Here is a 25898-nt window from a genome sequence, read left to right on the forward strand (position 1 = left end):
ACGATATGCCAACTGTAAAAACGACTACAAAAGATAGGGTGCCTATTGGTCAAAAAGCCGCATTCGGAGCAGGCCATTTTGTTCTTAATCTATTACCAGGAGCTTTAGGGTTCTTTATGTTTTTTCTGTTAACAGCATTTGGCATGGATCCTCTTTACGCTGGTATTTTAGGAGCGCTTCCAAGATTATTTGATGCCGTATCTGATCCAATAATGGGTTTTATTTCAGATAATACAAAATCGAGGTGGGGGCGCAGAAGGCCTTACATTTTTGTGGGAGCCATCTTAAGTGGGATATTATTTGCTTTAACCTGGCAAATGTCTCCAGAGAATTCTCAGATGTATAATTTTTGGTATTTCTTGATTTTAACTATATTGTTTTTAGCTGGTAATACCATGTATGCAACGCCTTTAGTGGGGTTAGGATATGAAATGACTTCTGATTATAACGAGCGAACAAGGTTAATGGCTTTTTCAAATACCATGGGTCAAATAGCTTGGATGATTGTGCCATGGTTTTGGGTAATTATAGCAGATCCTACTATTTATGAAACGCAAGCTGCAGGTGTAAGGCATTTATCTATAGTGGTAGGCTGTTTATGCGGTGTTTTAGGTTTGTTTCCCGCCATTTTCTGTAGAGGAATTGATTCTTCACACATGGAAAACAGAAAAAAAATCACATTAAAAACTATGGCATCTAATTTAACAGATCTATGGAGAGGGATTGGGCAAGTGTCAAAAAACAAACCTTTTATGAAACTTTGCGGTGCCACTTTTTTAGTCTTTAATGGGTTTCAATTGGTTGCAGCCTTCAGTGTTTACATCATCGTTTTTTATATGTATAATGGTAGTTATGCAAGTGCAGGAACATGGCCAGCATGGTTTTCAACGATAACGGCAGTGACTACAGCTTTTCTTGTAATCCCTATTATTTCCAAAATGGCTAATAAATGGGGTAAGCGAAGAGCGTTTATAATTTCAACAGTGATTTCCATTATTGGGTATATATTAAAATGGTGGGGCTTTAACACTGAACTAAATGCAAGCTTTAATAGCACTGGTTTTGGTCAATCATTAAATAGCGGGGTAGCTTCAGTTTTTGAATGGTTAAATCCCTTTTTAGAAAGTATTGGAATGACTTGGTTTAGCATTGATACCAGTCAAGGGTCACCTTGGTTAATCTTTATGCCCATACCATTTATTGCCTTTGGGTTAGGTGGTTTATTTACGCTTATGATGAGTATGACGGCCGATGTATGCGATTTAGACGAACTTAATAATGGGATGCCGAGAAAGGAAGGTACTTTTGGAGCTATTTATTGGTTGATGGTTAAAATTGGACAGTCTATAGCCTTATTTTTAGGCGGTTTAGTTTTAAAGTTAGTTGGTTTTATTTCAGATGCTCCAACTCAAAGCCCTGAAACCATGAATAGTTTAAGAATTGCTGATATACTCATTCCGTCGTTAACAGCTGGTTTAGCAATATGGATTATGTATAAGTATAGTTTAAGCGAAACAAGAGCGCGCGAAATAAAAGAACAATTAGTAGCCCGTAGAGGCGAATTATAGTAAATAAAAGATAAATATTTATAGTTATGTCAAGTGGAAGAAATCATAAAATAATGTCACTATCAGGAAGGAACCTCGATAATAAAACCACAAAAGGGTTACAATATGTATTTGGGAAAGTTTTAAAAAGAGGTATGCATGGTTTATGTTTTAGCCCTTATGAAGAGGGGCAAGAACCTGGGGCACAAATATCTGAAACGCAAATAAGAAGACGTATGGAAATTATAAAGCCATATACAAAATGGATTCGTTCATTTTCATGTACTGATGGAAATGAAGCCATTCCAAGAATTGCGAAAGAATATGGTATAAAAACCTTAGTGGGTGCATGGTTAGGTAGTGATGCTGAAATTAATAAGCGAGAAATAGCTGGACTAATTAAGTTGTCTAAAGATGGGTGTGTTGATATTGCTGCTGTAGGAAATGAAGTGATGTATAGAGGTGATCTTACTGAAGATGAACTACTTGATTTCATGGGGGAAGTAAAAGCTGCTATCCCTGAAACTCCTATGGGTTATGTGGACGCTTATTACGAATTTAGCGAGAGACCAAGGATAACAGAAGCATGCGACGTTGTGCTAGCTAACTGTTATCCGTATTGGGAAGGTTGTAGTTTAGAGTATTCTTTATTATATATGAAAGATATGTTTGCGCAAGCCACAAAAGCCGCAAATGGAAAGAAAGTTATTATAACTGAAACAGGCTGGCCTAGTGAGGGAGAAGGGCTTCACGGTGCATTACCTTCATTTGAAAATGCTATTAAGTACTTTGTAAATTCACAAAATTGGTCCAATGAAGATGATATAAATATGTTCTATTTTTCATCGTTTGATGAATCATGGAAAGTTGGAGCAGAGGGAGACGTTGGTGCTTATTGGGGGTTATGGGATAAGGATGAAAACATTAAGTTTATTGAAAATACATTTAAAAAACTACGAAGAGGTCTATTTAATTTTGGATAAATGTTAAAGGAAATAAGATAGGTTTAGGTCATTAAAAAATCAAAAAGCCTAGGGATAATTCCCTAGGCTTTTTGATTTTATCAAGGTTGTTTTGATCACAATATGACACAAATTAGAGCATTTTGTAATGTTTAAAGTTAAAAACCAGAAATCAAAAAAAAGGATGGATGCTTTTAATTGCAACAAGCTATTTTTTTACCACAACAAGACCACAACATAGAGTTTTTATTCTGAAATATGCCCAAGCGTGTTAGCTTAGTAAAGACGTGCTAGTTTTGATAAAATCTCAATAATGACTAAGTTTTTTTGCGATGTATGTTTTTTGTATAGGTAATAAATAGGGATATATAAAAGGCGAGGGGTTAGATTTACCAAACACTAAATTGAGTATTAATTAAAATTATTATTATGAAAAAAATTACATTATTACTTTTTATTCTTGTTGGTGCTGTATTAAATGCACAACAGCAGCAATATCTTTTAGATTTTGAGTCGGGTACACCAAGTACGGTGGTTGGCAATTGGGCAACTTTTGAGAACCCAAGCCCTGGTTTAGACGTCGTTATAAATCCAACGCCAAATGGTGTGAATACAAGTGCTACAACTCAAGTTTTGAAGTTGAATTTAGCAGAAGCTTCTGCTTGTTATGCAGGTGCAATTAATTTCCATAATACATTAGGAACATGGCAATTTGATGGAGCTGTTACTAGTAACTTAACTTTGAGTATGGACGTATATAGAAGTACTACTAATGGTAATATTGGAATTAAATTTGCTAATGCCACAGACGGTACTGTATTGCAAATTACGGATAATCAAGGTGCGGTTTCTGCTGCTAATACATGGGAAACTTTAACATGGGATATTTCAGCTGCAGCAGCAAGTGGTGACAATGTAAATGTGGATCAAATTGTAATCTTTATAGATTGGAGATGTGATGGGGAGCCTGCAAGACCAGGAGATATAGAATTATTAGTTGATAATATTACTTGGGGAGCGAATAAATTAACGGATCCACCTGTACCAACATGTAGTGATGGAATTCAAAATCAAGACGAAACCGGTATAGACTGCGGTGGCTCTGTATGTGATGCTTGTATAACCGAGCCCGTTGCGTCTGCTGAATCTCCTGCCATTGATGAGAGTAATGTGTTATCTGTTTTTAGTGATACATATATGACAAATACCATCGCAAATTTCAATTTTAATGCATTTGCCGGTGGTGGTGCATATACTACTGTGGATATTGAATCCAATGGTAATTTAAGTGGTAAAATGGAGAATCTAAGTTTTTACGGTGCACAATGGGATGCAGTAGATATTAATGCATATACTTATGTACATTTAGATTATTACGCAACAACGTCAACAGCTTTTAATTTTTATTTAATTGATATGACGGCCGGAATTCCTGGTGGTAACCCTGCAGAGCCTAGGTATGCTTTTGCGACAACGGGAGGAGACGAAACATTTGTTCCAGGGCAATGGAATAGTATATTTATACCACTGCAACATTTCTTAGATTACCCATCAACAGGTTTTACATATGATTTAGATGATATTTTTCAATGGAAATTTGATGGAAATGGTACAGTATATTTTGACAATGTATATTTCAGTAAAACGAATACATTAAGTTTAGATGCTTTTGATAAATCTATATTTAGAGTTTCACCAAATCCTACACAGAACATTTGGAAAGTCAAGTCAGCAGAACAAAGTATAACATCTATTACCTTGTATGATGTTTTGGGTAAAAATGTTTTATCTATGGCAGCGAATGCTAAAGAAGTGAATATTGATGCTACGAACTTAAAATCTGGATTATACTTCGCGCAAATAAAAACGAATTTAGGAATTAAAAGCATAAAACTTATTAAAAACTAATTAGTTTATTTAGTAGTTTATATGGGGTGAGGTTTATTAATCTCGCCCTTTTTTTGTTTAAAATCAACATGAATTGAAAACTAATAGTTTGAAATATTTCTTTTCTTTGTAGAAAGCTTTATTAGTTTATGATAGATGATATTTTAACGGCTATTCCTTTCGGTATTATACTTGCCTTCACTATAGGTCCCGTTTTTTTTGTTCTATTAGAAACAGGTGCCACAAAAGGGTTTAGAAGCGCTTTAATATTCGACTTGGGGGTTATTTTTGCCGATATTATTTTTATTGTCATTGCTTTTTATAGCACCAATAATTTAAGAGGAAAAATAGGTAATGACCCTAGCTTTTTAATCTTTGGAGGTGTTTTACTTATTGTTTATGGCGTTATTTCTTTTCTTAAAACCTCAAAATCTTTTCGTTCCATTGTTAAAGAATATCATAAAGTTGAAATTCAAAAAGATTATGGGAAACTCTTTATTAAAGGGTTTTTACTCAATTTCATAAATATTGGTGTTTTATTAGGCTGGCTTGGTTTTATTGTGCTTGGAGATTCATTAACCTCATCAGAAAATGGCGATATTGTATTTATCGTATCCATGCTACTTTCTTATTTTATATCGGATATTTTTAAAATTTTAATTGCAAAACGGCTCAAAGCTAAATTAACGCCGCGAATTATTTTTAAAACAAAAAAGGTGATTGCTGTAGTTATTTTAGGGTTTGGTATTTTATTGTTTGTTCAAGGCTTGTTTCCAGAGGCTTATGAGAAGAATAGAGAGAAATTAGAACACATTAGTCCTATAAACTAAAAAAGCTTCCAGAACACTGAAAGCTTTTTTTTGAGGCGTCAAGCGGATTCGAACCGCTGTAGAAGGTTTTGCAGACCTCTGCCTAGCCACTCGGCCATGACGCCATTAATGCTGCAAATGTAAAAAAAAAAGTCATTTTACATCACATAAAGTTACTTTTTACGTCTTTCAGTCATTTTTATAGTTACTAGCTCAACATCGCCGCCAATGGGAGGGTTTAGTTTACTAACCCATACGGTTGCTTTTGTTACCAGTTTATCTTCATTAAAGATTCTATTTAATATACGTTTTGCAACGGTTTCGAGCAGAGCAGATGGGGTAGCCATTTCTTCCTTAATAATTCGGTTTAAAAAAACATAGTCGACCGTATCATTTAGCTTATCACTTTTAGCCGAGGTTTGTAAATCAGCTTTCACCTTTAAACTTACACTATAATCGCTACCAATTTTGGTTTCTTCTTTTAAACATCCGTGGAATGCAAATACACGAATATTTTCTACTTTAATTATTCCCATTAGTTTGTAAAAAAATCAAAAACGTTACTTAATGCACTAGTTTTAGTTTTGTAAAATTCTGTATAAGTGCAACGTTTACATATTACCGAAGTGAACTTTTGATTTTGGATATCAAAAATCTTGGAAAAAGTTCCTCCAGTTGCTCGCATCTGTCCAATGTCATAACCTTTATGATCACATTTAGGACATGTGTAATTTAAGTTTTTCATGATTCTAATTCATTATAATTAATAGGCTTTGCTCTATAAGTATAATGAATTAAAAGTTTGTTACGCTTAATAGATAAACTAGGCTAAAATAACTTGAATTTCCGTAATTTTGACGCTTATTTAGTTGAAATACATCAGAACATGTCTGAAGAAAGAAAATCTCTCAATTTTATTGAGCAAATTATAGAGGAAGATTTAGCGAATGGAATGTCTAAAAACAGTTTACGTTTTAGGTTTCCGCCAGAACCAAATGGTTATTTACATATAGGCCATACAAAGGCCATTGGAATTAGTTTTGGTCTAGGTGAGTATTATAATGCACCTGTAAATTTACGTTTTGATGATACGAATCCAGCTAAAGAAGAGCAGGAATATGTAGATGCGATAAAAAGGGACGTAGCTTGGTTAGGTTATAAATGGGATAAGGAACTGTTTTCTTCAGATTATTTCCAACAGCTTTATGATTGGGCGGTGTATTTGATAAAAGAAGGAAAAGCCTATGTCGATTCTCAGTCTAGCGAAGCTATGGCTGAGCAAAAAGGAACACCAACACAGGCAGGAGTTGATGGCCCATTTAGAAATAGGAGTATTGCTGAAAATTTGGATCTGTTTGAGCGCATGAAAACGGGAGAATTTGATGAGGGCGCGCATATATTACGTGCTAAAATAGATATGCAACACGTTAATATGCTAATGCGGGACCCTATTATGTACCGTATTTTAAAGAAGGACCACCATAGAACGGCTGATACTTGGTGTATTTATCCGATGTATGATTGGACGCATGGAGAAAGCGATTACCTCGAGCAAATATCTCATTCCTTATGTTCTTTAGAATTTAAACCACACAGAGAGCTATATGATTGGTTTTTAGATCAAATAGTTGATAGTGCTAAGTTAAGGCCTAAGCAACGTGAATTTGCGCGCTTAAATTTAAGTTATACCATTATGAGTAAACGAAAGTTGCTCAAATTGGTTGAAGATGGTATAGTAAAGGGATGGGATGACCCCAGAATGCCTACAATTTCTGGTTTAAGAAGGAGAGGGTATACACCGGCAGCCATACGAAAGTTTGTTGAGACTGTTGGAGTAGCTAAACGCGATAATATTATTGATGTATCCCTTTTAGAGTTTTGTATTCGAGAAGATTTAAATAAAACAGCCCGTCGTGTGATGGCCGTTTTAAACCCAGTTAAAGTTGTAATTACTAATTATCCTGAGGATAAAGTTGAATGGCTTGAAACTGAGAATAATCAAGAAGATGAAAGTGCTGGTTTTAGAAAAGTGCCTTTTACAAGAGAATTATATATTGAAAAAACAGATTTTAAAGAAGAGGCCGGCAACAAGTTTTTCAGATTAAAACTTGGGGGAGAGGTAAGATTAAAGAGTGCTTATATTATAAAGGCAGAAAGTGTTGTTAAAGATTCCAAAGGAGATGTTACTGAAATTCATTGTACATATTCTGAAGATACCGCTAGGCGTGTTAAAGGAACGTTGCATTGGGTGTCAATAGCACATGCTATAAAAGCAGAAGTTAGGGAATATGATAGATTATTTAATGATGAAGCTCCAGATAGTCATGAGGATAGAGATTTTATGGATTTTGTTAACCCGAACTCATTAAAAACAATTGAAGCTTTTGTTGAACCTAATTTAAAAGAAGCCAAAATTGGAGACCGATTTCAATTTCAGCGTTTAGGTTATTTTAATGTTGATAACGATTCGTTAGCAGATAAATTGGTATTTAATAAAACAGTTGGTTTGCGCGATTCTTGGGCAAAGCAAAAGCCGAAACAACCTCAGCAAGTCAAACAAAATAATAACCAAAATCAGCAAAAATCACAGCGTAAACCTATTGATGTTATTCAACAATTAGGAAAAAAATACATAAACTTACCGGAGGCTAAGCAATTAAAAGTAAAATCTGAGATTTTAGAATTGGCTAAAAATGTAAACTATGAAGAGTTACAACCGTTATTTAATACAGCTGTAAAAAAGGTAGGTACTCGAATTGCTGTAGCACTTGTTTTAGGGGTTTTATTAGAAAATGGACAAGCAAAGAATGATGAGATCAACACATTTATATCAAAAGCTCTAGATGATAAAAATGAGTTGTTAGTTGTTGAGGCACAAGCGCTTTAAGGACATTAGAACAGTTAAATAATATTTAGTTATAAGTATTTTTAATTATATTTAACTATTAACTAAACTAATATTTATCATGGAAATTAATTTTTTAGCAGTTGTTGCTGCCGCTTTTTCTGCACTTGTAGTTGGTTTTATTTGGTATAATCCAAAAGTATTTGGTTCAGCATGGATGAAAGAAGCCAATATGACTGAAGAGAAAATGAATGGCGCTAATATGGCAAAGATTTTTGTTATGGCTTTTATTTTTGCAGTATTATTAGCCATGTCTTTAATGTCAATGACAATTCATCAAATGGGCGCATTTAGTCTTGCTCAAGGCGAACTAGGGTTGTTACCTTCTTATGAGGCTTTTATGAATGATTATGCTAATGAGTTTAGAACCTTTAAACATGGTGCATTTCATGGTATAATAGGAGGGATATTTATAGCATTACCAATTCTAGGCACTAATGCTTTATTTGAACGAAAAAGTGCTAAATACATACTTATTAATAGTGGATATTGGATTGTTACCATGGGTGTAATGGGAGCCATTATTTGTGGTTGGAGATAATTTTGTAAACTTTTAACATATTTAAAGACTGAGAATTGTAATTTTCAGTCTTTTTTATTTTCTATTGAAAACTTATCAAATTTATTATTCTAGTAAGGAATTACCTGTATCATGGGATGATTTGGTAGGACATGACATGTTTTTACAGTCTAAATATTTAAAGGCTATTGAAAACGGAGCTCCTGAAAACATAGAACTCTTTTATATAGGTGTTTTTAGTAATAATGCGCTTGTTGGTGTTGCCATAATTCAGCGCGTAAAATTATATTTAAAAGACATGTTTAGAAAGACTCAAGTGTCTTGCTTAAAGGAATTTCTTCAAAATATAGTGTCTAAGGTGTTAAAAGGAAATATTCTAGTGGTGGGCAATTTAATGCAAACGGGTCAGCACGGGATATATTTTAATAAGAATCAAATAACATATCCAGAATATTTAAACTTGGTTTTTAATGCTTTACAGTTTTTAAAAAAAGAAATTAAAAGCAAACAAGGTAAGGTCATTCGAATGATTTTAGTCAAAGATTTCTTTGTTCATAATGAGAAGTTTAATGGTAAGGAGGAATTTGAAAAGTTGTACCTGCATAGGGTGTCTGTGCAACCCAACATGATTTTGAATATGTACTCAAATTGGAAACAATTTGGAGATTATTCCTCAGACTTAAAAAAGAAATATAGGGATAGGTACAAGCGCGCTAGAAAAAAATTGGGCAGCATTCGTGCTTTTGAGTTCGATATTGAAACCATTAGCGCAAACACAGCATTGCTTCATAAGTTATATTTAAACGTATGTAATAACGCCAAGTTTAATAGTTTTATCTTACCAAAAGATCATTTTTATGTCATGAAACGTAATTTGGGAGATGATTTTAGAGTTTATGGATATTATTTGGAAGATAAGTTGGTAGGGTTTTATACCTTAATTTTGAATGGTGTACATTTGGAGACTTATTTTTTGGGATATGATTCCGAACATCAATACAAAAATCAACTTTATTTAAACATGTTATATGATATGTTGATATTTGGAATAGAGCATCGGTTTTCTTCTATTGTTTATGCTCGAACAGCGATGGCTATTAAAAGTTCGGTGGGTGCAAAGCCTTACAACATGGAAATGTATTTGAAACACACTAATAGTGTTCTTAATGTTATTTTAAAACCTGTTTTTGGACTTATGAACCCAAAACAAGAGTGGGAGGAAAGGCACCCGTTTAAAAGGCGTTAAATAGAAAAGTTACTCATTAATGCACGTTTTGTACTAATTGTTATGATTGTTTTTATGAACTATTTTTTTCAGAGTTTATATAGTCTCTAAAATGACTTAACATTTTATTTGTCCTTGTGCTATAAATGGTTTCAAATGCAGTTTTAAAATTCTGACCAGCTAATATTTTATTAATTAGAATGTTGAATTTAGTAGGACTTAAATCATACATAAAACTAACAAATAGAGTACCTATTCTATAGTTTTTCCAATTTATAACACCATTATTAACGGCATCTCTTGGGTTGTTTGTATTAAACCAATAATCTACTTTTCCTGATAAAAATAATTCTTGTTCATCGGAGGTCATTAATCCCGAAACTTTTGTTTTTTTGGTATAATATTTACCGCCATTTGCAACAAAATCTGCATAACCCTCTCTAAACCATAATGGTATGTTTTTAATATGCTCCGATTCGCCTAGATGCGAGTAAAAAAGAAAATGAGTTAATTCATGAGTGAGTAATTTTTCAGTCCTAGCTGAATTAAAGGCACCTGGAGAAAGAAAAAGTTTCCCCCAGAATACCGCGCCCTTTACGTTTTTGGATAAATATACATATTCATTAAACCGTTCTTGACTTCCACATATATATATATTTATAGGCTCTTTGAACGAAGAACCCACAACTTGTTCAACATAAGTTTTTTTGTTCTCAAGTATGTTGTAAATCAGGGATGCTTTGTCTTCCATACCTATTTCATACTTAATTCTAGAATCTGATTTAAAAGCAATAAATTGATCAGTGGATTTATATTTTGATTTTATGCTTTTAATTAATAAGGGATTCTTTGCGACTAAAACAAATACAACTAAAACAAAGAGAGCTGTTACTACTAAAGTTATTCTTTTCAAAGACATTATTTAAAATGGTTTGAGCTTCTAAATCGTTCATTCTACTTATTGTCTTTCTTTTTAGCCTCTTTCATGGCTTCTCCTATTTGATTACTGGCGGCAAAACTAGCCACCATATCATTTAGCATATTACTACCTGCTTGTGGTGCATTAGGTAGTAAAATAAGGTTACTATTAGTCTCTTCTCCTAGCGACTGTAGAGTGTCATAGTGTTGGGTAACTACAATTAGGGCAGAAGCTTCTTGACTGTTTATACCCACTCGGTTTAAAACTTCAACAGACTCCTCTAAACCACGAGCAATTTCTCTACGTTGATCTGCGATACCTTGACCTTGTAAGCGCTTGCTTTCTGCCTCTGCTTTTGCCTTTTCAACAATTAAAATACGTTGTGCGTCACCTTCAAACTGCGCTGCTATTTTTTCACGTTCAGAAGCGTTTATTCTATTCATAGCCTCTTTTACTTGGGCATCTGGATCAATATCTGTAACTAGTGTTTTAATAATGTCGTAACCATATTCAATCATTGCATCATTTAGTTCGGACTTCACAGCTATAGCGATATCATCTTTTCTGACAAATACATCATCTAATTTCATTTTAGGGACTTCGGCACGAACTACGTCAAAAACATAAGATGTAATTTGATCGTGCGGATAATCTAGTTTATAGAAGGCATCATATACCTTGTCTTTAATCACTTTATATTGTACAGAAACCTTTAAGCGAACAAACACATCATCTAATGTTTTCGTTTCAATTATAACGTCTAATTGTTGAATTTTTAAACTTAAACGGCCTGCAACTCGATCTACTAGAGGTATTTTCATTTGTAGTCCAGATTGACGAATGCTTGTGTAGCGTCCAAAGCGTTCAATAATGGCCGCAGTTTGCTGTTTTACAATGAAAAATGAAGAAATTAGAACAAAGAGTCCAAGGATGATAAATGGAATAGAGAAGAAACTCATAACAGTTTTTTTAAAAGGTTAGAAAAAATTAAAATACAAAATTGCACCCAATTTAGCGACCTATAGGGTCAAATTTATATGCTAAACTAGTTTTATTTATTAGTAGCTATTTCCATAGGTTTGTTACAAAAATTTGGGTTTGGAGGAGGGGTACTAATGTAAAATAATTAATTATTCCATTAATTCTTTTATTTGCTCATCTTTGCTTTGCTTGGTTTTATTCTTTTTTCTATTTAATTTAAAAATACGTAATCTAAAAACAAAATCGTTTGATGTACTTTCGTTTTCAGAGGTGTTCTGAGTGTTCTGATAGGACACATAAAATTCAAATTTCCAATCGTCATTTAATTTATAACCAATACCAGGGGAAACTCTAATAACATCATTAAAACGATCTACTTTTTTCAAATTAAAAAAAAACTCCACGTTTAGAGGAATATAGAAGCCTGAAGTAAAATTAAATATATGCTTGTCTAAGTCAATAACGGTTGAAACTTTATATCGAAACCTAAAACCTATATCCCAACCCGAAGTATTGAAGGTTTTTTGAAATCGTTCTTCTAAGCGTATATAATTCATTAAAGGTACTTCTTTGATGGAAGGGAGATAAAATTTGAATCCTTGCATAAGTCTAAATTCAAAGTCATCCTTTTTATCTTTGTTGGCGATATAATTTGCTCTGGCACCAAGGTGATAGGAGTTGATAAATGGTTTATCGCGTTTTAAGAGTTTTAAGCTCTTCTTATTGGCAATATTGTATGTTGAAACTACTAAAAAATTATTATAAATATTGGGTGTGATACTTCTATAGCCTACATAACTGTTAAGGGATTTGGATTCCCCAAAATGACTTTGAATATTATAGTCGAGCCATAATTGAGCATTAACTTTAACATCGTCTTCAGTTTGGTCCTGTGAGGCAACTCTAAAAGTGAAGAACAACAGTATAAAAAGTATATAATAATATGATTTCATTTGAAAGTTACCATCTATATGGAAGCTGCTATGCCTCTAAGTTAATAACATTTTAGATAATGGTAAAAAACTAAGACCCTCAATTAATATGAAGGTCTTTATTTAAATAAAATCAATAAACTATTTAAGAAATAGATTTTATGATCTTTTCAATACGCTTAATAGTTTCATTTTTTCCAATCATATATATAATATCAAACACATCAGGACCTTGTAAAGCACCAACTAAAGCCAAACGTAGTGGCATCATCACTTTACCAAAACTAATTTCGTTACTTGTTATCCAACCTTTTATTTCAGTTTGAAGGGTTTCAACCGTAAAATCAGTATTTGCATTTATGATATTAATCAGCTGGTTCATTAAGTCTGTTGTACCTTCTTTTAAAGCTTTTTTAGATGCTTTTTCATCAAAGGATGTTGGTGAGTTAAAAAAGAAATGACTTAATCCCCAAAAGTCTGAGACAAAGGTTGCGCGTTCTTTTACTAAATTGATTACCATGGCAATGTAATTGACATCAATTTCAGAAAGTTCAGTACGCTCTTTTTTAAATGCTTCAGCCAACACTTCATTATCTTGCTCTTGCATATAATGGTGGTTAAACCATTTGGTCTTATCAGGATCAAAACGTGCTCCAGATTTATTAACACGCTCTAATTCAAATGCATTTATTAATTCATCAAGGTTAAAAATTTCTTGCTCAGTTCCAGGATTCCATCCTAAAAATGCTAAGAAATTAACCATAGCTTCGGGGAAATAACCATCCTCTTTATAACCTCTAGACACATCTCCTGTTTTAGGGTCTTTCCATTCTAGAGGAAACACAGGGAAACCAAGTTTATCGCCATCACGTTTGCTAAGTTTACCTTTGCCGGTTGGTTTTAAAATAAGAGGCAAATGTGCAAATTGAGGAGCTTCCCAACCAAAGGCTTTATATAATTGATAGTGTAAGGCTAAAGATGGTAACCATTCTTCACCACGAATCACGTGAGTAATTTCCATAAGATGATCATCAACAATATTAGCCAAATGATAAGTTGGCATGCCATCACTTTTAAACAGTACTTTATCATCCAAGATGTTCGTGTCTATTTTAATATCTCCACGAATAATATCTTTAAGGTTTAAAGTTTCATCTTGAGGAGATTTAAAGCGAATTACATAGTCTTCGCCTGCCTCTAATTTAGCTTTTACTTCTTCCGCGCTAAGCGATAACGAATTGGTAAGTTTTAATCTATTATGCCAATTGTATATAAACGTTTTCCCTTTAGCTTCATGATCCTTTCTATGAAAATCTAAGATTTCAGAAGTATCAAAAGCGTAATAGGCATTACCCGATGCAATCAAATCATTAGCATATTGTTTGTATAAATGTTTGCGTTCGCTTTGTCTATATGGCCCAAACTTTTCATTTTTCCCTGGTCCTTCATCAAAAGTCATGTTACACCAATTTAACGCGGCAATAATATATTGCTCAGCGCCTTCAACATATCTATTCTGATCGGTATCTTCTATTCTTAAAATAAATTCACCATTATGTTTTTTAGCAAATAAATAGTTAAAAAGGGCGGTTCTTACGCCTCCTATATGTAAAGGTCCTGTTGGGCTGGGTGCGAAACGCACACGAACATTTTTAGTCATGTTTTTCAAATTATGACTGCAAAGATAAAACGTTATTTAAGAATTAGGAACGTTTAAGCGTAATTGATTTTAAGAAGGGTGTTTAACTCATTTCATGGAACCAATTAAAGCCTTTAGAACTTATGATAAGCTCCAAAAGTTAGTGCTTGTCTTCTGGCAACATTATTACCTGAAAACGCGCCACCTATTCCAACATTCACACCCAGTTTTTTGGTGATTTCTCCAACAAATTTTAGACTATAAGCTGCGTATTCTTGGTCGTTCACATAGAGCCCTGTTAATAGGTTGGTGGCTGGTAATATGACATCGCCATTCTCAAAAGATTTAACAATGTCAATCAAACCAATAATCATTATGCGATTAATGGGGCGAACACCTATTTCGCCTCCAATTTTGAAACTACTACTATAATTGTTTGTTCGTAGTGCAACACCAGTAAAAGCTTGTGCGTAGAACCACTTAAAGCTTCTTCCAGCATTTATTGTTGGGGTTAAAGACCACGCATCGATTCCTGTTCTTATACCTGAAGCGTTATCAAAAGAACCGCTATTAGCTTCCAGGTTAAATTGTCCTGAAATAATCCATTTCTGGTTATAAAAACGTCTTTTAATACCCAGTTCAATATTCCCTAAATTTGTGTTTGATGTCGCCACGGTCAATGGAGTTGTAGTACTTACTAAATTTCCTGTTTCAATAAGCTTTAAGGGAATGTTTAGAATTAATGTTGTCTTATCATTCAAGCCATATTCTCCATAAAGTTGAATCGTGTTATCTGTAATTTCTCGTTCTGTTGAGTAGTTTGGGTTTCCATAAATACTGTTGTATTTACCTATAGAAGAAAAGGATAACTGAGTATAGGCTTCTCCTTTTTTTTGAGTCCAAGCACCTTGTGCAAATACATTAAAAGAGAAAAGAATAACGAAAGAGGTAATAAAGTTCTTCATAATAGCAATTTTTAAAACTTAGTGGTTCTCATTTGTTCTACCTTACACTGGGTTTAACATATATTTGGACTTTTGTTTTTAAGAAATGCTTTATTTTTATCGTCTAGATGACAAATTTTAATACCATACAAAGTAAGCTAGAAGGATTTATTAGAAGATATTATGCTAATGAGTTGCTTAAAGGGGCTATTTTATTTTTTGCAATTGGCTTACTCTATTTTTTGTTTACACTTTTTATTGAACATGTATTATGGTTAAGTACAGGGTTTAGAACACTGTTATTTTGGTTGTTTATTGCCGTTGAATTTGGCCTTTTAGTTAAGTTTATATGTATTCCCTTATCTAAGTTATTGAAGCTTCAGAAAGGTATTGATTACGAAATGGCTTCAAAGATTATTGGTCGTCATTTTCCTAGTGTTAATGATAAACTGTTAAATGTACTTCAGTTGCGCAACGCAAATTCACAATCTGAATTATTTCTTGCAAGTATAGAACAAAAATCAGCTGAGTTGAAGCCGGTTCCTTTTAAACTAGCTATTAATTTTAGAAAAAATTTAGAGTATTTGAAGTATGCTGCAATACCGGTTATTATTTTGCTTTTCACTTTTTTTACAGGAAATATAGACTGGTTTAGTAGTAGTTATAAGCGGGTTATTGATTTTAAAACTGCTTATGAGCCACCTGCTCCTTTTCAGTTTTTTGTGGTCAATGAAAATTTAAATGGCGTAGAAAACGAAGATTTCAAATTATTAGTTAAAACAGCCGGGGAAGTTACTCCAGAGAGCGTACATATTATATATAATAATGAGACGTACTTTTTACAACAAAAAGCTGTTGGGGAATTTGAATATGTTTTTACGGAACCTAAAGAACCTATTACTTTTCAGTTGTCTGCAAATGATGTAACATCGAAACCGTATAAATTAAACCTTATTAAAACACCGTCATTATTAAGTTTTGAAATGGTTCTCGATTATCCTAGTTACACAGGAAAGAGAGATGAGATTTTTAAGAGTACTGGCAATGCCATTGTTCCCGAGGGCACAAATATTAAATGGAGGTTGAGCACTAAGAGCACAGATGAGGTTAATATTTATGCTGCGGATACGACTAAATTAGAAGCACTGGACGATGGAATATTTGAATGCACAAAAAAGGTGTTTTCAGATTATAGTTATACCCTAAGTACTAGTAATGCCGCACTAAAGAATTATGAAAGTTTGGGTTTCAATATTGATGTTGTAAAAGATGAATATCCAGAAATTAATTTAAAGGTAGAAAAGGATAGTTTGGATTTGCAGTCGCTATATTTCTTTGGTCAAATTAGCGATGATTATGGTTTTACAAAACTGGAGTTAGTGTATTACCCTGCAGACGATGAGAGTAACAAAGTTTTTGTAAAGACACCGATATCTGGTTCGAACATTCACGAATTCATAAGTGCATTTCCGAATAATTATCAAATAGAAGCAGGAATTTCATATCAATTATACTTTCAAGTATCTGATAATGATGAAGTTAACGGGTATAAAACTGTTAAAAGTAGTGTTTTTACATATAGAAAAAGAACCGTAGCAGAAGAAGAAAAAAAGAAACTGAAAGAGCAGAGTGACGGTATAAAAAATTTAAATAAATCTTTGGAGAAATTTGAAGAGCAGGAAAAGAAACTAGAGGAATTATCGAAAACCCAAAAAGAGAAGTCTACTTTAAATTTTAATGATAAGAAAAGATTAGAATCTTTTTTGAAGCGTCAGAAACAGCAGGATGAAATGATGAAAAACTTCAATAAAAAGTTAAAGAATAATCTTGAACAGTTTAATAAAGAAAATGAAGAAAAAGATGAGTTTAGGGAAGATTTGAGAGAACGATTAAAGGATAATGAGGAAAAATTGGAGAAAGATGAGAAGCTTTTAGAGGAAATAAAGAAACTTCAAGATAAAATTAACAAAGAAGAGTTGACTCAAAAGTTGGATGAACTTGCCAAACAAAATAAAAATAAGAGACGAAGTTTGGAACAGCTTTTGGAATTAACAAAACGTTTTTATGTTGAAAAGAAGCTGGAGAAGCTCAACGATGATTTAAAAAAATTAGCTGAGGAGCAAGAGAAGTTGTCTAATAAATCTGAAGAAAAAAACACTAAGGAGAAGCAGGAGGAACTAAATAAGGAGTTCGATAACTATAAAAAGGAATTGGATGATTTAGAAAAGGATAGTAATGCGTTGAAGAAGCCTATGGATATTCCAAGAGATAAGTTAGATGAAAAGGAAGTTGAAAAGGAGCAGAAAAACGCTTCGGAAGCATTAGATAAAGAAGAACAACAAAAGGATTCAGAAAACGAGCCAGGTGGGTCAAAAGAGGAGCCAAATCAGAATATGAACAATGCTCGGAAAAGCCAAAAGAAGGCTGCTCAAAAAATGAAAAAAATGAGTAAGCAAATGGAGAGCGCGATGCGGGCTAGTGGTGGTGAGCAGATGGAAGAGGATGCCGATATGATAAGACAAATACTTGATAATTTGGTACTGTTTTCGTTCGACCAAGAAAAATTGATGGGCCGTTTTAAATCCATTGAAGTAAATCATAACAAGTTTGCGTCTTATCTTAAAAAACAAAGAAATCTACGTGAACATTTTGAGCATATTGATGATAGTTTATTCGCTTTGTCATTGAGGCAACCTAAATTGTCTGAGCAAGTAAATAAGGAGATTGCCGATGTGTATTATAATATTGATAATGCCTTAAGCTTAATGGCAGAAAATCAGTTGTATCAAGGTGTGTCTAAGCAACAGTTTGCCGTTACTGCGGCAAATAATTTGTCTGATTTTTTAAGTGATGTGTTAGATGGTATGCAAGAAAGTATGAGTATGTCAGCTGGTAAGGGAGGACAGGGGGATATGCAATTGCCTGACATTATTATGAGTCAGGAAGAATTAAATAAAATGATGGAGGATGGTATGAAAAAGGGGGAAAGTGGCAAACCTAAAGAAGGAGAAGGAAAGCAAAAAGGAGATGGGTATAAGTCTGGTAATAAAGGTGAAGACGGCAAAAAAGGAAGTAAAGATGGAAAAAATAAATCTGGTAATGAATCTGATATGAACGGTGAAGGAGGTGAAGGTTTAGGAAATGGGCAAGAGGAATTGCTTTATGAAATTTACCAAAGGCAGCAACAATTACGTGAGGCACTTCAGAAACGGTTGGCTAAGGATGGAATAAGGGGGAGTGGGAATGCGTTGGTTAGGCGAATGGAAAATATAGAATTGGAGTTGCTAAATAAAGGTTTTACCAAGCAAACGCTTCAAAAAATGATGGTTTTGGAACATCAATTGTTAAAATTAGAGAATGCCGCTATACAACAGGGCGAGGATAACAAACGTGAATCTGAATCCAATAAAAACGAGTTCTTTAATAGTTCAAATAGTCAGCTTCCTACAGCGAAACAATATTTTAAAACTACTGAAATATTAAACAGACAAGCTTTACCTTTGCAGCAAATTTATAAGAAGAAGGTCCAAGAATATTTTAAGGGAAGTAATGATTAATTTTAATTACGAAACGGAGTTTAATTTGCCTTCAGAAGAATTGATTTCTACTTGGATTACAAATTGCATACGTGAAGAACAGCATAAGATTGAAGAAGTTAATTATGTGTTTTGTGATGACGAATATTTGCATAAGCTTAACCTTGAATTTCTTAATCATGATACGCTTACGGATATTATAAGCTTCGATTACTCTATCGGAAAAGTTGTACAAGGCGATATCTTTATTTCTGTAGAACGTGTTGCGGATAATGCAAAAGATTTTGGTGTGGATTTTTCTGATGAGCTACATCGAGTTATTATTCATGGTATTCTTCATTATTGTGGGTATAAGGATAAGACTGATGCAGATGCTAAAGTTATGCGTGCAAAGGAAGATTACTACCTACAACGACTTATAGAGAATTAAAGATTTCAGCGTATATTTGCAAACCAAAATGAATGCCATGTTCCACGTGGAACATGAATTGTAAAAAGCAGTATGTATGTTTAATGAGGTTTATGATGTTATTGTTGTAGGAGCAGGTCACGCTGGAAGCGAAGCTGCTGCTGCTGCTGCAAATATGGGTAGTAAGACGCTATTAGTAACCATGAACTTGCAGAACATCGCTCAAATGTCTTGTAATCCTGCAATGGGTGGGATTGCGAAAGGGCAAATTGTGAGAGAAATTGATGCTTTAGGCGGTTACAGTGGAATTGTGTCTGATACTTCTGCTATCCAGTTTAAAATGCTTAACAAATCTAAAGGACCTGCTATGTGGAGTCCGAGGGTACAAAGTGACAGGATGCGGTTTGCGGAAGATTGGAGGATGTTACTGGAAGGAACTCCAAATCTAGATTTTTATCAGGAAATGGTGTCTGGGTTGATTGTTGAGAAAGATAAAGTTGTAGGTGTTAAAACCTCTTTAGGGATTGAAATAAAAGGGAGATCGGTTGTGCTTACAAACGGCACTTTTTTAAATGGCTTAATTCATATTGGAGATAAGAATTTTGGTGGAGGAAGAGCTGGGGAAAGAGCGGCTACAGGGATTACAGAGCAGTTGGTTGATTTGGGTTTTGATTCGGGAAGAATGAAAACTGGAACACCTCCAAGAGTTGATGGTAGAAGCTTGGATTTTTCTAAAATGTTGGAACAGCCTGGAGATGAAAACCCTGAAAAATTTTCTTATCTGGATAGTACAAAACCATTAAAAAATCAACGTGCTTGTCACATGACTTATACTAGTGTAGAAGTGCATGATTTACTTCGAGAAGGTTTCGATAGGTCGCCTATGTTTAATGGCAGGATTAAAAGTTTAGGGCCGCGATATTGTCCCTCCATTGAGGATAAAATTAATCGATTTGCTGATAAAGATAGGCATCAGTTGTTTATAGAACCTGAAGGCTGGAGTACTTGTGAGGTTTATGTAAATGGATTTTCTACATCATTACCGGAAGATGTGCAATTTAAAGCGCTGCGATCTGTAGTTGGTTTTGAAAATGTTAAGTTCTTTAGGCCGGGTTATGCTATAGAATATGATTATTTTCCACCTACACAATTAAAGCATACTTTGGAAACAAAGTTGGTTGATGGCTTGTATTTTGCTGGACAAATTAATGGAACAACGGGATATGAGGAAGCGGCATCTCAAGGTTTAATTGCAGGTATAAATGCAAGCCTTAAGGTTAAGGAAAAAGACCCGTTTATGTTGAAAAGGGATGAGGCTTATATAGGGGTTTTGGTAGATGATTTAATTACTAAAGGAACGGAAGAGCCTTATCGAATGTTCACTTCCCGGGCGGAGTATAGAACGTTATTGCGTCAGGATAATGCCGATTTACGTTTAACGCCTAAGGGTTTTGAATTGGGATTAGCGTCTGAAAAACGTTTAAGACGTATGGAAGAAAAGCATGAAGCGGCAGAACAATTTGTTAGCTTCTTTGAAAAGACAAGTGTGAAGCCTGAAGTGATTAATCCTATTTTAGAAAGTAAAAAATCTGCGGTTGTAAAGCAATCTGGAAAGTTGTTTAAAGTATTTGCGAGGCCAAACATTGAGATGGATGATGTGAGAAAAGTGGACAGTGTAGAAGCTTATATTCAGGATAATAATTTGGATAGGGAAATTATTGAACAAGCAGAAATTCAAGTAAAATACGCTGGGTATATTGCCAAGGAAAAAAATAATGCTGATAAATTAACACGATTAGAATATGTGAAAATCCCGGAAGGATTTGATTATTCGCAGATAAAATCTATGAGTTTTGAGGCACGAGAAAAGCTTAAAAAAATTCAGCCAACAACAGTTTCACAAGCCTCAAGAATTAGTGGTGTTTCACCTAATGATATTTCTGTTCTATTGGTTTATATGGGTAGGTAATTCTCAACGAAAAACAACGTTCCACGTGGAACATATAATGTAAATCTTCTTTTTTTTTGCTGAATATCTGTTTCAGAATCCGTTTCAAATGAAAAACAAATCTATTTTTTTAAGCGTAAAAGACCATTCGGTTTCGGGTGAGGAATTTAAGTTGATTCAAAATAGCGAGTATGGTTTTTTAGAAACCACACCTCAACCCTCTTTAGAAAAGTTACCCACTTACTACGAAAGCGAAGACTATATTTCGCATACAGATTCTAAGCGAAATCTATTTGAAAAGGTGTATCATTTGGTACGGACATTTTCCTTAAAAAAGAAGCTAAGTTTAATTAATTCATTTCTGTCTGAAGAAAAACACTTGCTTGATATTGGCTGTGGAACTGGAGATTTTTTGCAAATTGCTCAAAGTAACGGCTGGACTATTTCGGGAATTGAGCCTAATAGTGAGGCAAGGGTCATAGCGAATTCAAAAACGAATGCTACAGTTTTTGATACCTCTCAACTATCAAGCTTTAAAAAGAAGAGTTTTGATGTCATTACACTTTGGCATGTTTTAGAGCATTTGCCAGATTTAGAAAGTCAAATAGTTAGCTTTAAGAAGTTATTAAAGCCCAAGGGCAGATTAGTTATTGCGGTTCCTAACTATAATAGTTATGATGCAAAACATTATAAAGAATTTTGGGCCGCTTATGATGTGCCCAGACATCTTTGGCACTTTAATCAAGAATCTATTTCAAAATTAATGGTAACGCAAGATTTTGAAGTAGAAAAAGTAAAACCTATGTGGTTTGATGCATTTTATGTAAGTCTACTTTCTGAAAAATACAAGTCTGGTAAAATGAAACCCATTAAAGGATTTTTTATTGGCTTGCTGTCAAATCTTAAGGCGTGCTCCTCAAAAGAGGCTTCATCTCTTATATATATTATAAAAAACATCTAATTCTCATTTTAGCAACGTTATTTAAACGCTCTTGCTTTGAAATGGATAAATACTACTGCGTTTTTTAAAAGGGCTTTACATGCCTTTATATCAATTCAGTTTTAATAGTTAATTATAATCGAATAACATGTTTGTTATAAATTATTCTTATATGTTAAAATCCAACTAATTAAAGAATCAATTTTAACATACTTTGTTACATTTGTTCGGATTTAAAAACAAACCAATGAAAAATATTTTTTATGTAGCTATAATTGCTATTTCTGTTTTCTCATGTCAAAATCAAAAAATAGGCTTTGTAGATAATGGAACGATAATTAACGATTATCAAGAGAAGAAAGATGTAGAAGCTAAATTTCAAGAGCGAGAAGAATCTTTTAGAAAAAGAGCAGATAGTATTAGTCAAGCTTTTCAGATGGAAGCTCAAAATACTCAGGCAGAAGCACAGAAATTAGCTTCAACCAATCGAAAAAAGGCTGAGGAGCTCATGGGCGGATTGCAGCAAAAACAGCAAATGCTACAACAACAAATGCAGTTTGAGCAACAACAATTAACTCAAGAATTCCAAACGGAAATAGATACGTTAATCGTTAAGGTGAAAGATTATGTTAAGGACTATGGAAAGAAGAATGGCTACACTTATATTTTAGGAACAAGTGAAGCTGCTGCTTCTGTTATGTATGGTAAGGATGAGAATGATTTAACACAAACCGTATTGGAAGCTCTTAACGCAGAATACGAAAAATGATATTTAACTTACTGATAATCAATTACTTAATTGATTATCAGAGGTTAGAAAACACTTATTTAAAAGCCCTGATACAATTTTGTGTCTGGGCTTTTAAATTTCGAATAGATGTGTAACGACTATAATGTTTTTCCTGACACATGTTTGATATAAGTATAGTACACACCGTACGTTTCATCCCCTTCAATAAAATCATTAAGCAGTAAAGTTTTCCCTTTTGAAAGCTTTAAATTAAAAATGACTGCATCACTAGTACCATCAATTGGTTTTTCAAGAATTTGATTAGCTATTCGGATCCTTACTTTTTCTGGCTTGATGGTTTTGTATTTATAAAAATTCTTTGGGTTGTTTTCAGGAACTCCCCATATAGATCCCGGACATTCTTTGGGCCACCTTCTGCACTCTATTTGGTAAATACCATCTTTTTCAACTTCAATGGCGTGGGTGTTATTTGAGTTTTTTTTGCCTTCTGCAACATGTTCAGCTTTCCATATACCAGTACTTTCTCCAATGGCATGTTGAATGGTTAGGGTGATTTCCAGCTGATTTTCATTTCCAACGATGCTCACAGGAAGCTCATTATATTCCGGATAGGTTTTAGAGGTTTTAATAAATTTAGAATTAGACTTAAGTAATTCCTTGGTTATTTCTGGAAACTCCTTGGATACATCATTTTTTTGCAACCTGTCTTTTTCAATATCGAATAGATTTTTACCGTTAATCAAACGCCAGTCATTTTTAATTATACACGTATTAGTTACGCTTGTGGGTGGGCGCCAATCTTGTCGGTTATGAACAAAGATGGTTCTATCAGCTAACTTTTCATGCTTATTCGTGAGTAACCCTGAAAAATCTACACCGTCTAATTTTTTATCATCTGGAATTGAAAGTTCGCACAGCTCAGCCAAAGTTGGTATGAGATCTACATGTGCTGTCTCCGCATCAATGTCTTTACCCCCTTTAATCTTACCGTCTTTCCACCTGATAAAAAAGGGAACACGATGACTTCCCTCAAACCGCTCTCCTTTTCTACCTTGAAACCCATTATTATATCCTAGTTTTCCATCAGCACTATATCCGTATTGCGTGCCATTATCTGTCATAAAGATTAGGATAGTATTGTCTGTTAAGTTTACTTTCTTTAAGTAAGCTTCTAACTTACCAAAGTTCTCATCAATGTTCGAAATCATGCCATAAAATTCAGCATTAAATATTTCTTTGCCTACTAAAGACCTGTATGGCTTTGCATATTTTTCGGCAACATAGTGCGGATCATGAGGAGCGTTGGTAGGTAAGTAAATAAAGAATGGTTTATCTTTATTTTTATCAATAAACTTAATAGTTTCATTAAACCAAACATCAGTACAATATCCTTCAAATTGTTTTGGTTCGTTATTTACCCAGTAAACATCATCAAAATAAGTATTTCCCCAATAATCTGACAATTCACCTACGCCACCAGATTTATGATGGATGGCAACATCAAAGCCGCAATCCGTTGGTCTTACCGGGTAGTTGTCACCCAGATGCCACTTACCAAAAATTCCTGTTACATAGCCATTTACTTTAAAAATATCGGCCATGGTCTGGTTATTTGTGGATAATGCATCACGTCCTTTATAGGTAGCCCACGCTCCATTATTAATAGGGTACCTCCCAGTCATAATCGCTCCTCGAGTTGGGGTACATACTGGACTAACATGAAAATCGGTCATGCGTACAGCATTTTTATAGAATTTGTCGAGGTTCGGGGTATTAAGCCAAGGGTTACCATGGCAACCTATATCGCCAATGCCTTGATCATCGGTTAAAACTAAAATAACATTGGGTTTGCGTACTTCTTGCGTTTTACTCTGAGCAAAAGTGTAATTATAGCTTACTAAAAGCATCCAGATTAAAACTAGTTTTTTAAAACTCATTGCGTTAGATTTGATACACTAAAAATACATAATAAGGAACGAATTAAAGCGTTTTATCATTTAACAAAAAAATACAGGTTCGCCTTTAGTCGTTTTAGTATTTTCATCTTTTTTTAACAACCATGAAAATTAAAGTTTTTTTAAAACAGCCGTTTGACTATTTCGATTCAAATAAAAACAAATGGATTTATGTTATTGGCGCCACGGCTTTTGCCATTACCTTTTTAGTTTTGTTTCAACCTTATGGGCTATCGGAAGAAGTTTCTAATCCTGAGAATACATTAATTAATCTAGTACTATTCTTTTTATCTGTAGCTTTAAGTACGTTTCTAACGCTTTCATTTTCTCAATTTTTTGCTCGAAAATGGTTTGGTTTTGAAAATGTGTCTATTAAAAAGTATGTAACCTGGTATATTTTTGAGGCCTTAGGGCTGACTTTAGTGAGCTTTGGTTTTTCTTTTATCGTTCCTGATTTAGGAAATGATTTTGAAAAGGAACTCAATTTAGTTTTTCAGCTCAAAATATTTTTTAAGGTTATTGTTGTTCTGGTATTCCCTTTTGTTGGTAGTATTATTTATGTTTTAATTCAGAATCTAAACTATGAAATAAGCGAGTTAGGAGAGCAATTAAGTGTTTTCAAAAGTAATTTCGATATGACTCAGGAAACAGAGCTTTTAGAGATTAAAGATGAAAATGACAATATAGATTTTTCGGTAGAATTAAAGAATTTTCTATATGCTGAATCAAGCAATCAATATATATTAATTCATTATCTAAAAGAAGAAAAAGTTAAAAAGCATATTACTAGAAATAGAATGAAAAGCTTTTTAATTCAAACAGAGAATTTCCCAATAAAGCAGTGCCATCGATCTTATGCGGTAAACTTATTAAATGTTGATCGTAAAGCTAAAGAACAGGGCAAGGATTTTTTGATTAATTCTAAAATAGCGTCCTTAAAAGTACCCATATCAAAATCGTATTTAAGTATAATTAGTAACGAAGTATTACCTGAAAAGGCATTCTAGATTTTATTTCACTCCAAAAATTAGTATTTCACTCCAAACCTCAATGTTTACTACACTTTGAGTAAATATTAAAATTTTCTTT

Annotated in this window: 21 protein-coding genes and 1 tRNA gene; 13 read left to right on the plus strand and 9 right to left on the minus strand. The window is 33.7% G+C overall.

The features are described from left to right. The first annotated feature begins 5 nt into the window (after nt 1-5). The 4 genes from Q0857_RS03425 to Q0857_RS03440 all read left to right on the plus strand — a co-directional run bounded on the left by Q0857_RS03425 (nt 6) and on the right by Q0857_RS03440 (nt 5226). On the plus strand, nt 6-1568 hold the full coding sequence (locus Q0857_RS03425; protein ID WP_298532227.1) for an MFS transporter: 1563 nt from the start codon (nt 6-8) through the stop codon (nt 1566-1568). A 26-nt stretch (nt 1569-1594) separates the two neighbouring features. Further along, nucleotides 1595-2530: a glycosyl hydrolase family 17 protein gene (locus tag Q0857_RS03430; protein ID WP_298532229.1), complete on the plus strand. Its 936-nt coding sequence runs from the start codon at nt 1595-1597 to the stop codon at nt 2528-2530. Between the two features lie 408 nt (nt 2531-2938). Continuing rightward, on the plus strand, nt 2939-4417 hold the full coding sequence (locus Q0857_RS03435; RefSeq protein ID WP_298532231.1) for a T9SS type A sorting domain-containing protein: 1479 nt from the start codon (nt 2939-2941) through the stop codon (nt 4415-4417). Nucleotides 4418-4545: 128 nt separating this feature from the next. Next, complete coding sequence (locus Q0857_RS03440; protein WP_298532233.1) at nt 4546-5226, plus strand: LysE family transporter; 681 nt, start codon at nt 4546-4548, stop codon at nt 5224-5226. 33 nt (nt 5227-5259) lie between these two features. Here the strand turns inward: Q0857_RS03440 and Q0857_RS03445 are convergent. From Q0857_RS03445 to Q0857_RS03455, 3 genes are all read right to left on the minus strand, one after another. After that, nucleotides 5260-5330: transfer RNA gene (locus Q0857_RS03445), tRNA-Cys, on the minus strand. A gap of 48 nt (nt 5331-5378) precedes the next feature. After that, nucleotides 5379-5741, minus strand: coding sequence for a dihydroneopterin aldolase (gene folB, locus Q0857_RS03450; protein WP_298532235.1), 363 nt, complete (start codon nt 5739-5741; stop codon nt 5379-5381). Then, nucleotides 5741-5950 carry a zinc ribbon domain-containing protein gene (locus Q0857_RS03455; RefSeq protein WP_298532237.1) on the minus strand — a complete coding sequence of 70 codons (210 nt, stop codon included), beginning with the start codon at nt 5948-5950 and terminating at the stop codon, nt 5741-5743. Before Q0857_RS03455 ends, folB begins: the two co-directional genes overlap by 1 nt. Before the next feature lie 141 nt (nt 5951-6091). On the opposite strand from Q0857_RS03455, the gene Q0857_RS03460 reads away from it, so the two are divergent. From Q0857_RS03460 to Q0857_RS03470, 3 genes are all read left to right on the plus strand, one after another. Next, nucleotides 6092-8092 carry a glutamine--tRNA ligase/YqeY domain fusion protein gene (locus tag Q0857_RS03460; protein ID WP_298532239.1) on the plus strand — a complete coding sequence of 667 codons (2001 nt, stop codon included), beginning with the start codon at nt 6092-6094 and terminating at the stop codon, nt 8090-8092. 79 nt (nt 8093-8171) lie between these two features. After that, the gene (locus Q0857_RS03465; protein ID WP_298532241.1) at nt 8172-8651 is read left to right on the plus strand and encodes a DUF1761 domain-containing protein; all 480 of its coding nucleotides are present in this window, start codon (nt 8172-8174) and stop codon (nt 8649-8651) included. A gap of 64 nt (nt 8652-8715) precedes the next feature. Further along, nucleotides 8716-9876, plus strand: a complete 1161-nt coding sequence (locus Q0857_RS03470; RefSeq protein WP_298532242.1) for a GNAT family N-acetyltransferase — start codon at nt 8716-8718, stop codon at nt 9874-9876. A gap of 52 nt (nt 9877-9928) precedes the next feature. On the opposite strand, the gene Q0857_RS03475 is transcribed toward Q0857_RS03470, so the two are convergent. The 5 genes from Q0857_RS03475 to Q0857_RS03495 form a co-directional block, all read right to left on the minus strand. Next, complete coding sequence (locus Q0857_RS03475) at nt 9929-10774, minus strand: hypothetical protein (RefSeq protein ID WP_298532244.1); 846 nt, start codon at nt 10772-10774, stop codon at nt 9929-9931. 35 nt (nt 10775-10809) lie between these two features. Then, nucleotides 10810-11733 (minus strand): SPFH domain-containing protein, encoded by a 924-nt coding sequence (locus Q0857_RS03480; protein ID WP_298532246.1) that lies wholly within the window; start codon nt 11731-11733, stop codon nt 10810-10812. A 171-nt stretch (nt 11734-11904) separates the two neighbouring features. Beyond that, a complete protein-coding gene (locus Q0857_RS03485; protein WP_298532248.1) occupies nt 11905-12708 on the minus strand; it encodes a DUF2490 domain-containing protein in 804 nt (267 codons plus the stop codon). Between the two features lie 124 nt (nt 12709-12832). Further along, nucleotides 12833-14347 carry a glutamate--tRNA ligase gene (gene gltX, locus Q0857_RS03490; RefSeq protein WP_298532250.1) on the minus strand — a complete coding sequence of 505 codons (1515 nt, stop codon included), beginning with the start codon at nt 14345-14347 and terminating at the stop codon, nt 12833-12835. Between the two features lie 113 nt (nt 14348-14460). Continuing rightward, the gene (locus tag Q0857_RS03495; RefSeq protein WP_298532253.1) at nt 14461-15291 is read right to left on the minus strand and encodes a hypothetical protein; all 831 of its coding nucleotides are present in this window, start codon (nt 15289-15291) and stop codon (nt 14461-14463) included. Between the two features lie 107 nt (nt 15292-15398). Here Q0857_RS03495 and Q0857_RS03500 point away from each other — a divergent pair, with 107 nt between their 5' ends. The 5 genes from Q0857_RS03500 (at nt 15399) to Q0857_RS03520 (ending at nt 22872) form a co-directional block, all read left to right on the plus strand. Continuing rightward, a complete protein-coding gene (locus tag Q0857_RS03500) occupies nt 15399-18827 on the plus strand; it encodes a DUF4175 family protein (RefSeq protein WP_298532255.1) in 3429 nt (1142 codons plus the stop codon). Next, a complete protein-coding gene (gene ybeY, locus Q0857_RS03505) occupies nt 18820-19236 on the plus strand; it encodes an rRNA maturation RNase YbeY (protein WP_298532257.1) in 417 nt (138 codons plus the stop codon). Before Q0857_RS03500 ends, ybeY begins: the two co-directional genes overlap by 8 nt. Nucleotides 19237-19312: 76 nt before the next feature. Continuing rightward, nucleotides 19313-21184 (plus strand): tRNA uridine-5-carboxymethylaminomethyl(34) synthesis enzyme MnmG, encoded by a 1872-nt coding sequence (gene mnmG, locus Q0857_RS03510; protein WP_298532259.1) that lies wholly within the window; start codon nt 19313-19315, stop codon nt 21182-21184. A gap of 88 nt (nt 21185-21272) precedes the next feature. Further along, a complete protein-coding gene (locus Q0857_RS03515) occupies nt 21273-22124 on the plus strand; it encodes a class I SAM-dependent methyltransferase (protein WP_298532261.1) in 852 nt (283 codons plus the stop codon). A gap of 226 nt (nt 22125-22350) precedes the next feature. Next, on the plus strand, nt 22351-22872 hold the full coding sequence (locus tag Q0857_RS03520) for an OmpH family outer membrane protein (protein ID WP_298532263.1): 522 nt from the start codon (nt 22351-22353) through the stop codon (nt 22870-22872). 119 nt (nt 22873-22991) lie between these two features. On the opposite strand, the gene Q0857_RS03525 is transcribed toward Q0857_RS03520, so the two are convergent. Then, nucleotides 22992-24791, minus strand: coding sequence for an arylsulfatase (locus Q0857_RS03525; RefSeq protein WP_298532265.1), 1800 nt, complete (start codon nt 24789-24791; stop codon nt 22992-22994). Nucleotides 24792-24913: 122 nt separating this feature from the next. On the opposite strand from Q0857_RS03525, the gene Q0857_RS03530 reads away from it, so the two are divergent. Next, nucleotides 24914-25816 (plus strand): LytTR family DNA-binding domain-containing protein, encoded by a 903-nt coding sequence (locus Q0857_RS03530; RefSeq protein WP_298532267.1) that lies wholly within the window; start codon nt 24914-24916, stop codon nt 25814-25816. Nucleotides 25817-25898 lie beyond the last annotated feature (82 nt).

Origin of the sequence: uncultured Algibacter sp. (genome assembly GCF_947495925.1) — a bacterium.
Taxonomy (GTDB): Bacteria; Bacteroidota; Bacteroidia; order Flavobacteriales; family Flavobacteriaceae; genus Algibacter_E.

What these genes read in the sequence shown, in the direction of transcription:
- Q0857_RS03480 (WP_298532246.1), bottom strand. Translation starts at nt 11,733, where the DNA reads ATGAGTTTCTTCTCTATTCCATTTATCATCCTTGGACTCTTTGTTCTA.
- Q0857_RS03495 (WP_298532253.1), bottom strand. Translation starts at nt 15,291, where the DNA reads ATGAAGAACTTTATTACCTCTTTCGTTATTCTTTTCTCTTTTAATGTA.
- Q0857_RS03435 (WP_298532231.1), top strand. Translation starts at nt 2,939, where the DNA reads ATGAAAAAAATTACATTATTACTTTTTATTCTTGTTGGTGCTGTATTA.
- Q0857_RS03530 (WP_298532267.1), top strand. Translation starts at nt 24,914, where the DNA reads ATGAAAATTAAAGTTTTTTTAAAACAGCCGTTTGACTATTTCGATTCA.
- Q0857_RS03440 (WP_298532233.1), top strand. Translation starts at nt 4,546, where the DNA reads ATGATAGATGATATTTTAACGGCTATTCCTTTCGGTATTATACTTGCC.
- Q0857_RS03460 (WP_298532239.1), top strand. Translation starts at nt 6,092, where the DNA reads ATGTCTGAAGAAAGAAAATCTCTCAATTTTATTGAGCAAATTATAGAG.
- Q0857_RS03500 (WP_298532255.1), top strand. Translation starts at nt 15,399, where the DNA reads ATGACAAATTTTAATACCATACAAAGTAAGCTAGAAGGATTTATTAGA.
- ybeY (WP_298532257.1), top strand. Translation starts at nt 18,820, where the DNA reads ATGATTAATTTTAATTACGAAACGGAGTTTAATTTGCCTTCAGAAGAA.
- Q0857_RS03520 (WP_298532263.1), top strand. Translation starts at nt 22,351, where the DNA reads ATGAAAAATATTTTTTATGTAGCTATAATTGCTATTTCTGTTTTCTCA.
- Q0857_RS03515 (WP_298532261.1), top strand. Translation starts at nt 21,273, where the DNA reads ATGAAAAACAAATCTATTTTTTTAAGCGTAAAAGACCATTCGGTTTCG.
- Q0857_RS03485 (WP_298532248.1), bottom strand. Translation starts at nt 12,708, where the DNA reads ATGAAATCATATTATTATATACTTTTTATACTGTTGTTCTTCACTTTT.
- Q0857_RS03455 (WP_298532237.1), bottom strand. Translation starts at nt 5,950, where the DNA reads ATGAAAAACTTAAATTACACATGTCCTAAATGTGATCATAAAGGTTAT.
- folB (WP_298532235.1), bottom strand. Translation starts at nt 5,741, where the DNA reads ATGGGAATAATTAAAGTAGAAAATATTCGTGTATTTGCATTCCACGGA.
- Q0857_RS03525 (WP_298532265.1), bottom strand. Translation starts at nt 24,791, where the DNA reads ATGAGTTTTAAAAAACTAGTTTTAATCTGGATGCTTTTAGTAAGCTAT.
- mnmG (WP_298532259.1), top strand. Translation starts at nt 19,313, where the DNA reads ATGTTTAATGAGGTTTATGATGTTATTGTTGTAGGAGCAGGTCACGCT.
- Q0857_RS03475 (WP_298532244.1), bottom strand. Translation starts at nt 10,774, where the DNA reads ATGTCTTTGAAAAGAATAACTTTAGTAGTAACAGCTCTCTTTGTTTTA.
- Q0857_RS03465 (WP_298532241.1), top strand. Translation starts at nt 8,172, where the DNA reads ATGGAAATTAATTTTTTAGCAGTTGTTGCTGCCGCTTTTTCTGCACTT.
- gltX (WP_298532250.1), bottom strand. Translation starts at nt 14,347, where the DNA reads ATGACTAAAAATGTTCGTGTGCGTTTCGCACCCAGCCCAACAGGACCT.
- Q0857_RS03430 (WP_298532229.1), top strand. Translation starts at nt 1,595, where the DNA reads ATGTCAAGTGGAAGAAATCATAAAATAATGTCACTATCAGGAAGGAAC.
- Q0857_RS03425 (WP_298532227.1), top strand. Translation starts at nt 6, where the DNA reads ATGCCAACTGTAAAAACGACTACAAAAGATAGGGTGCCTATTGGTCAA.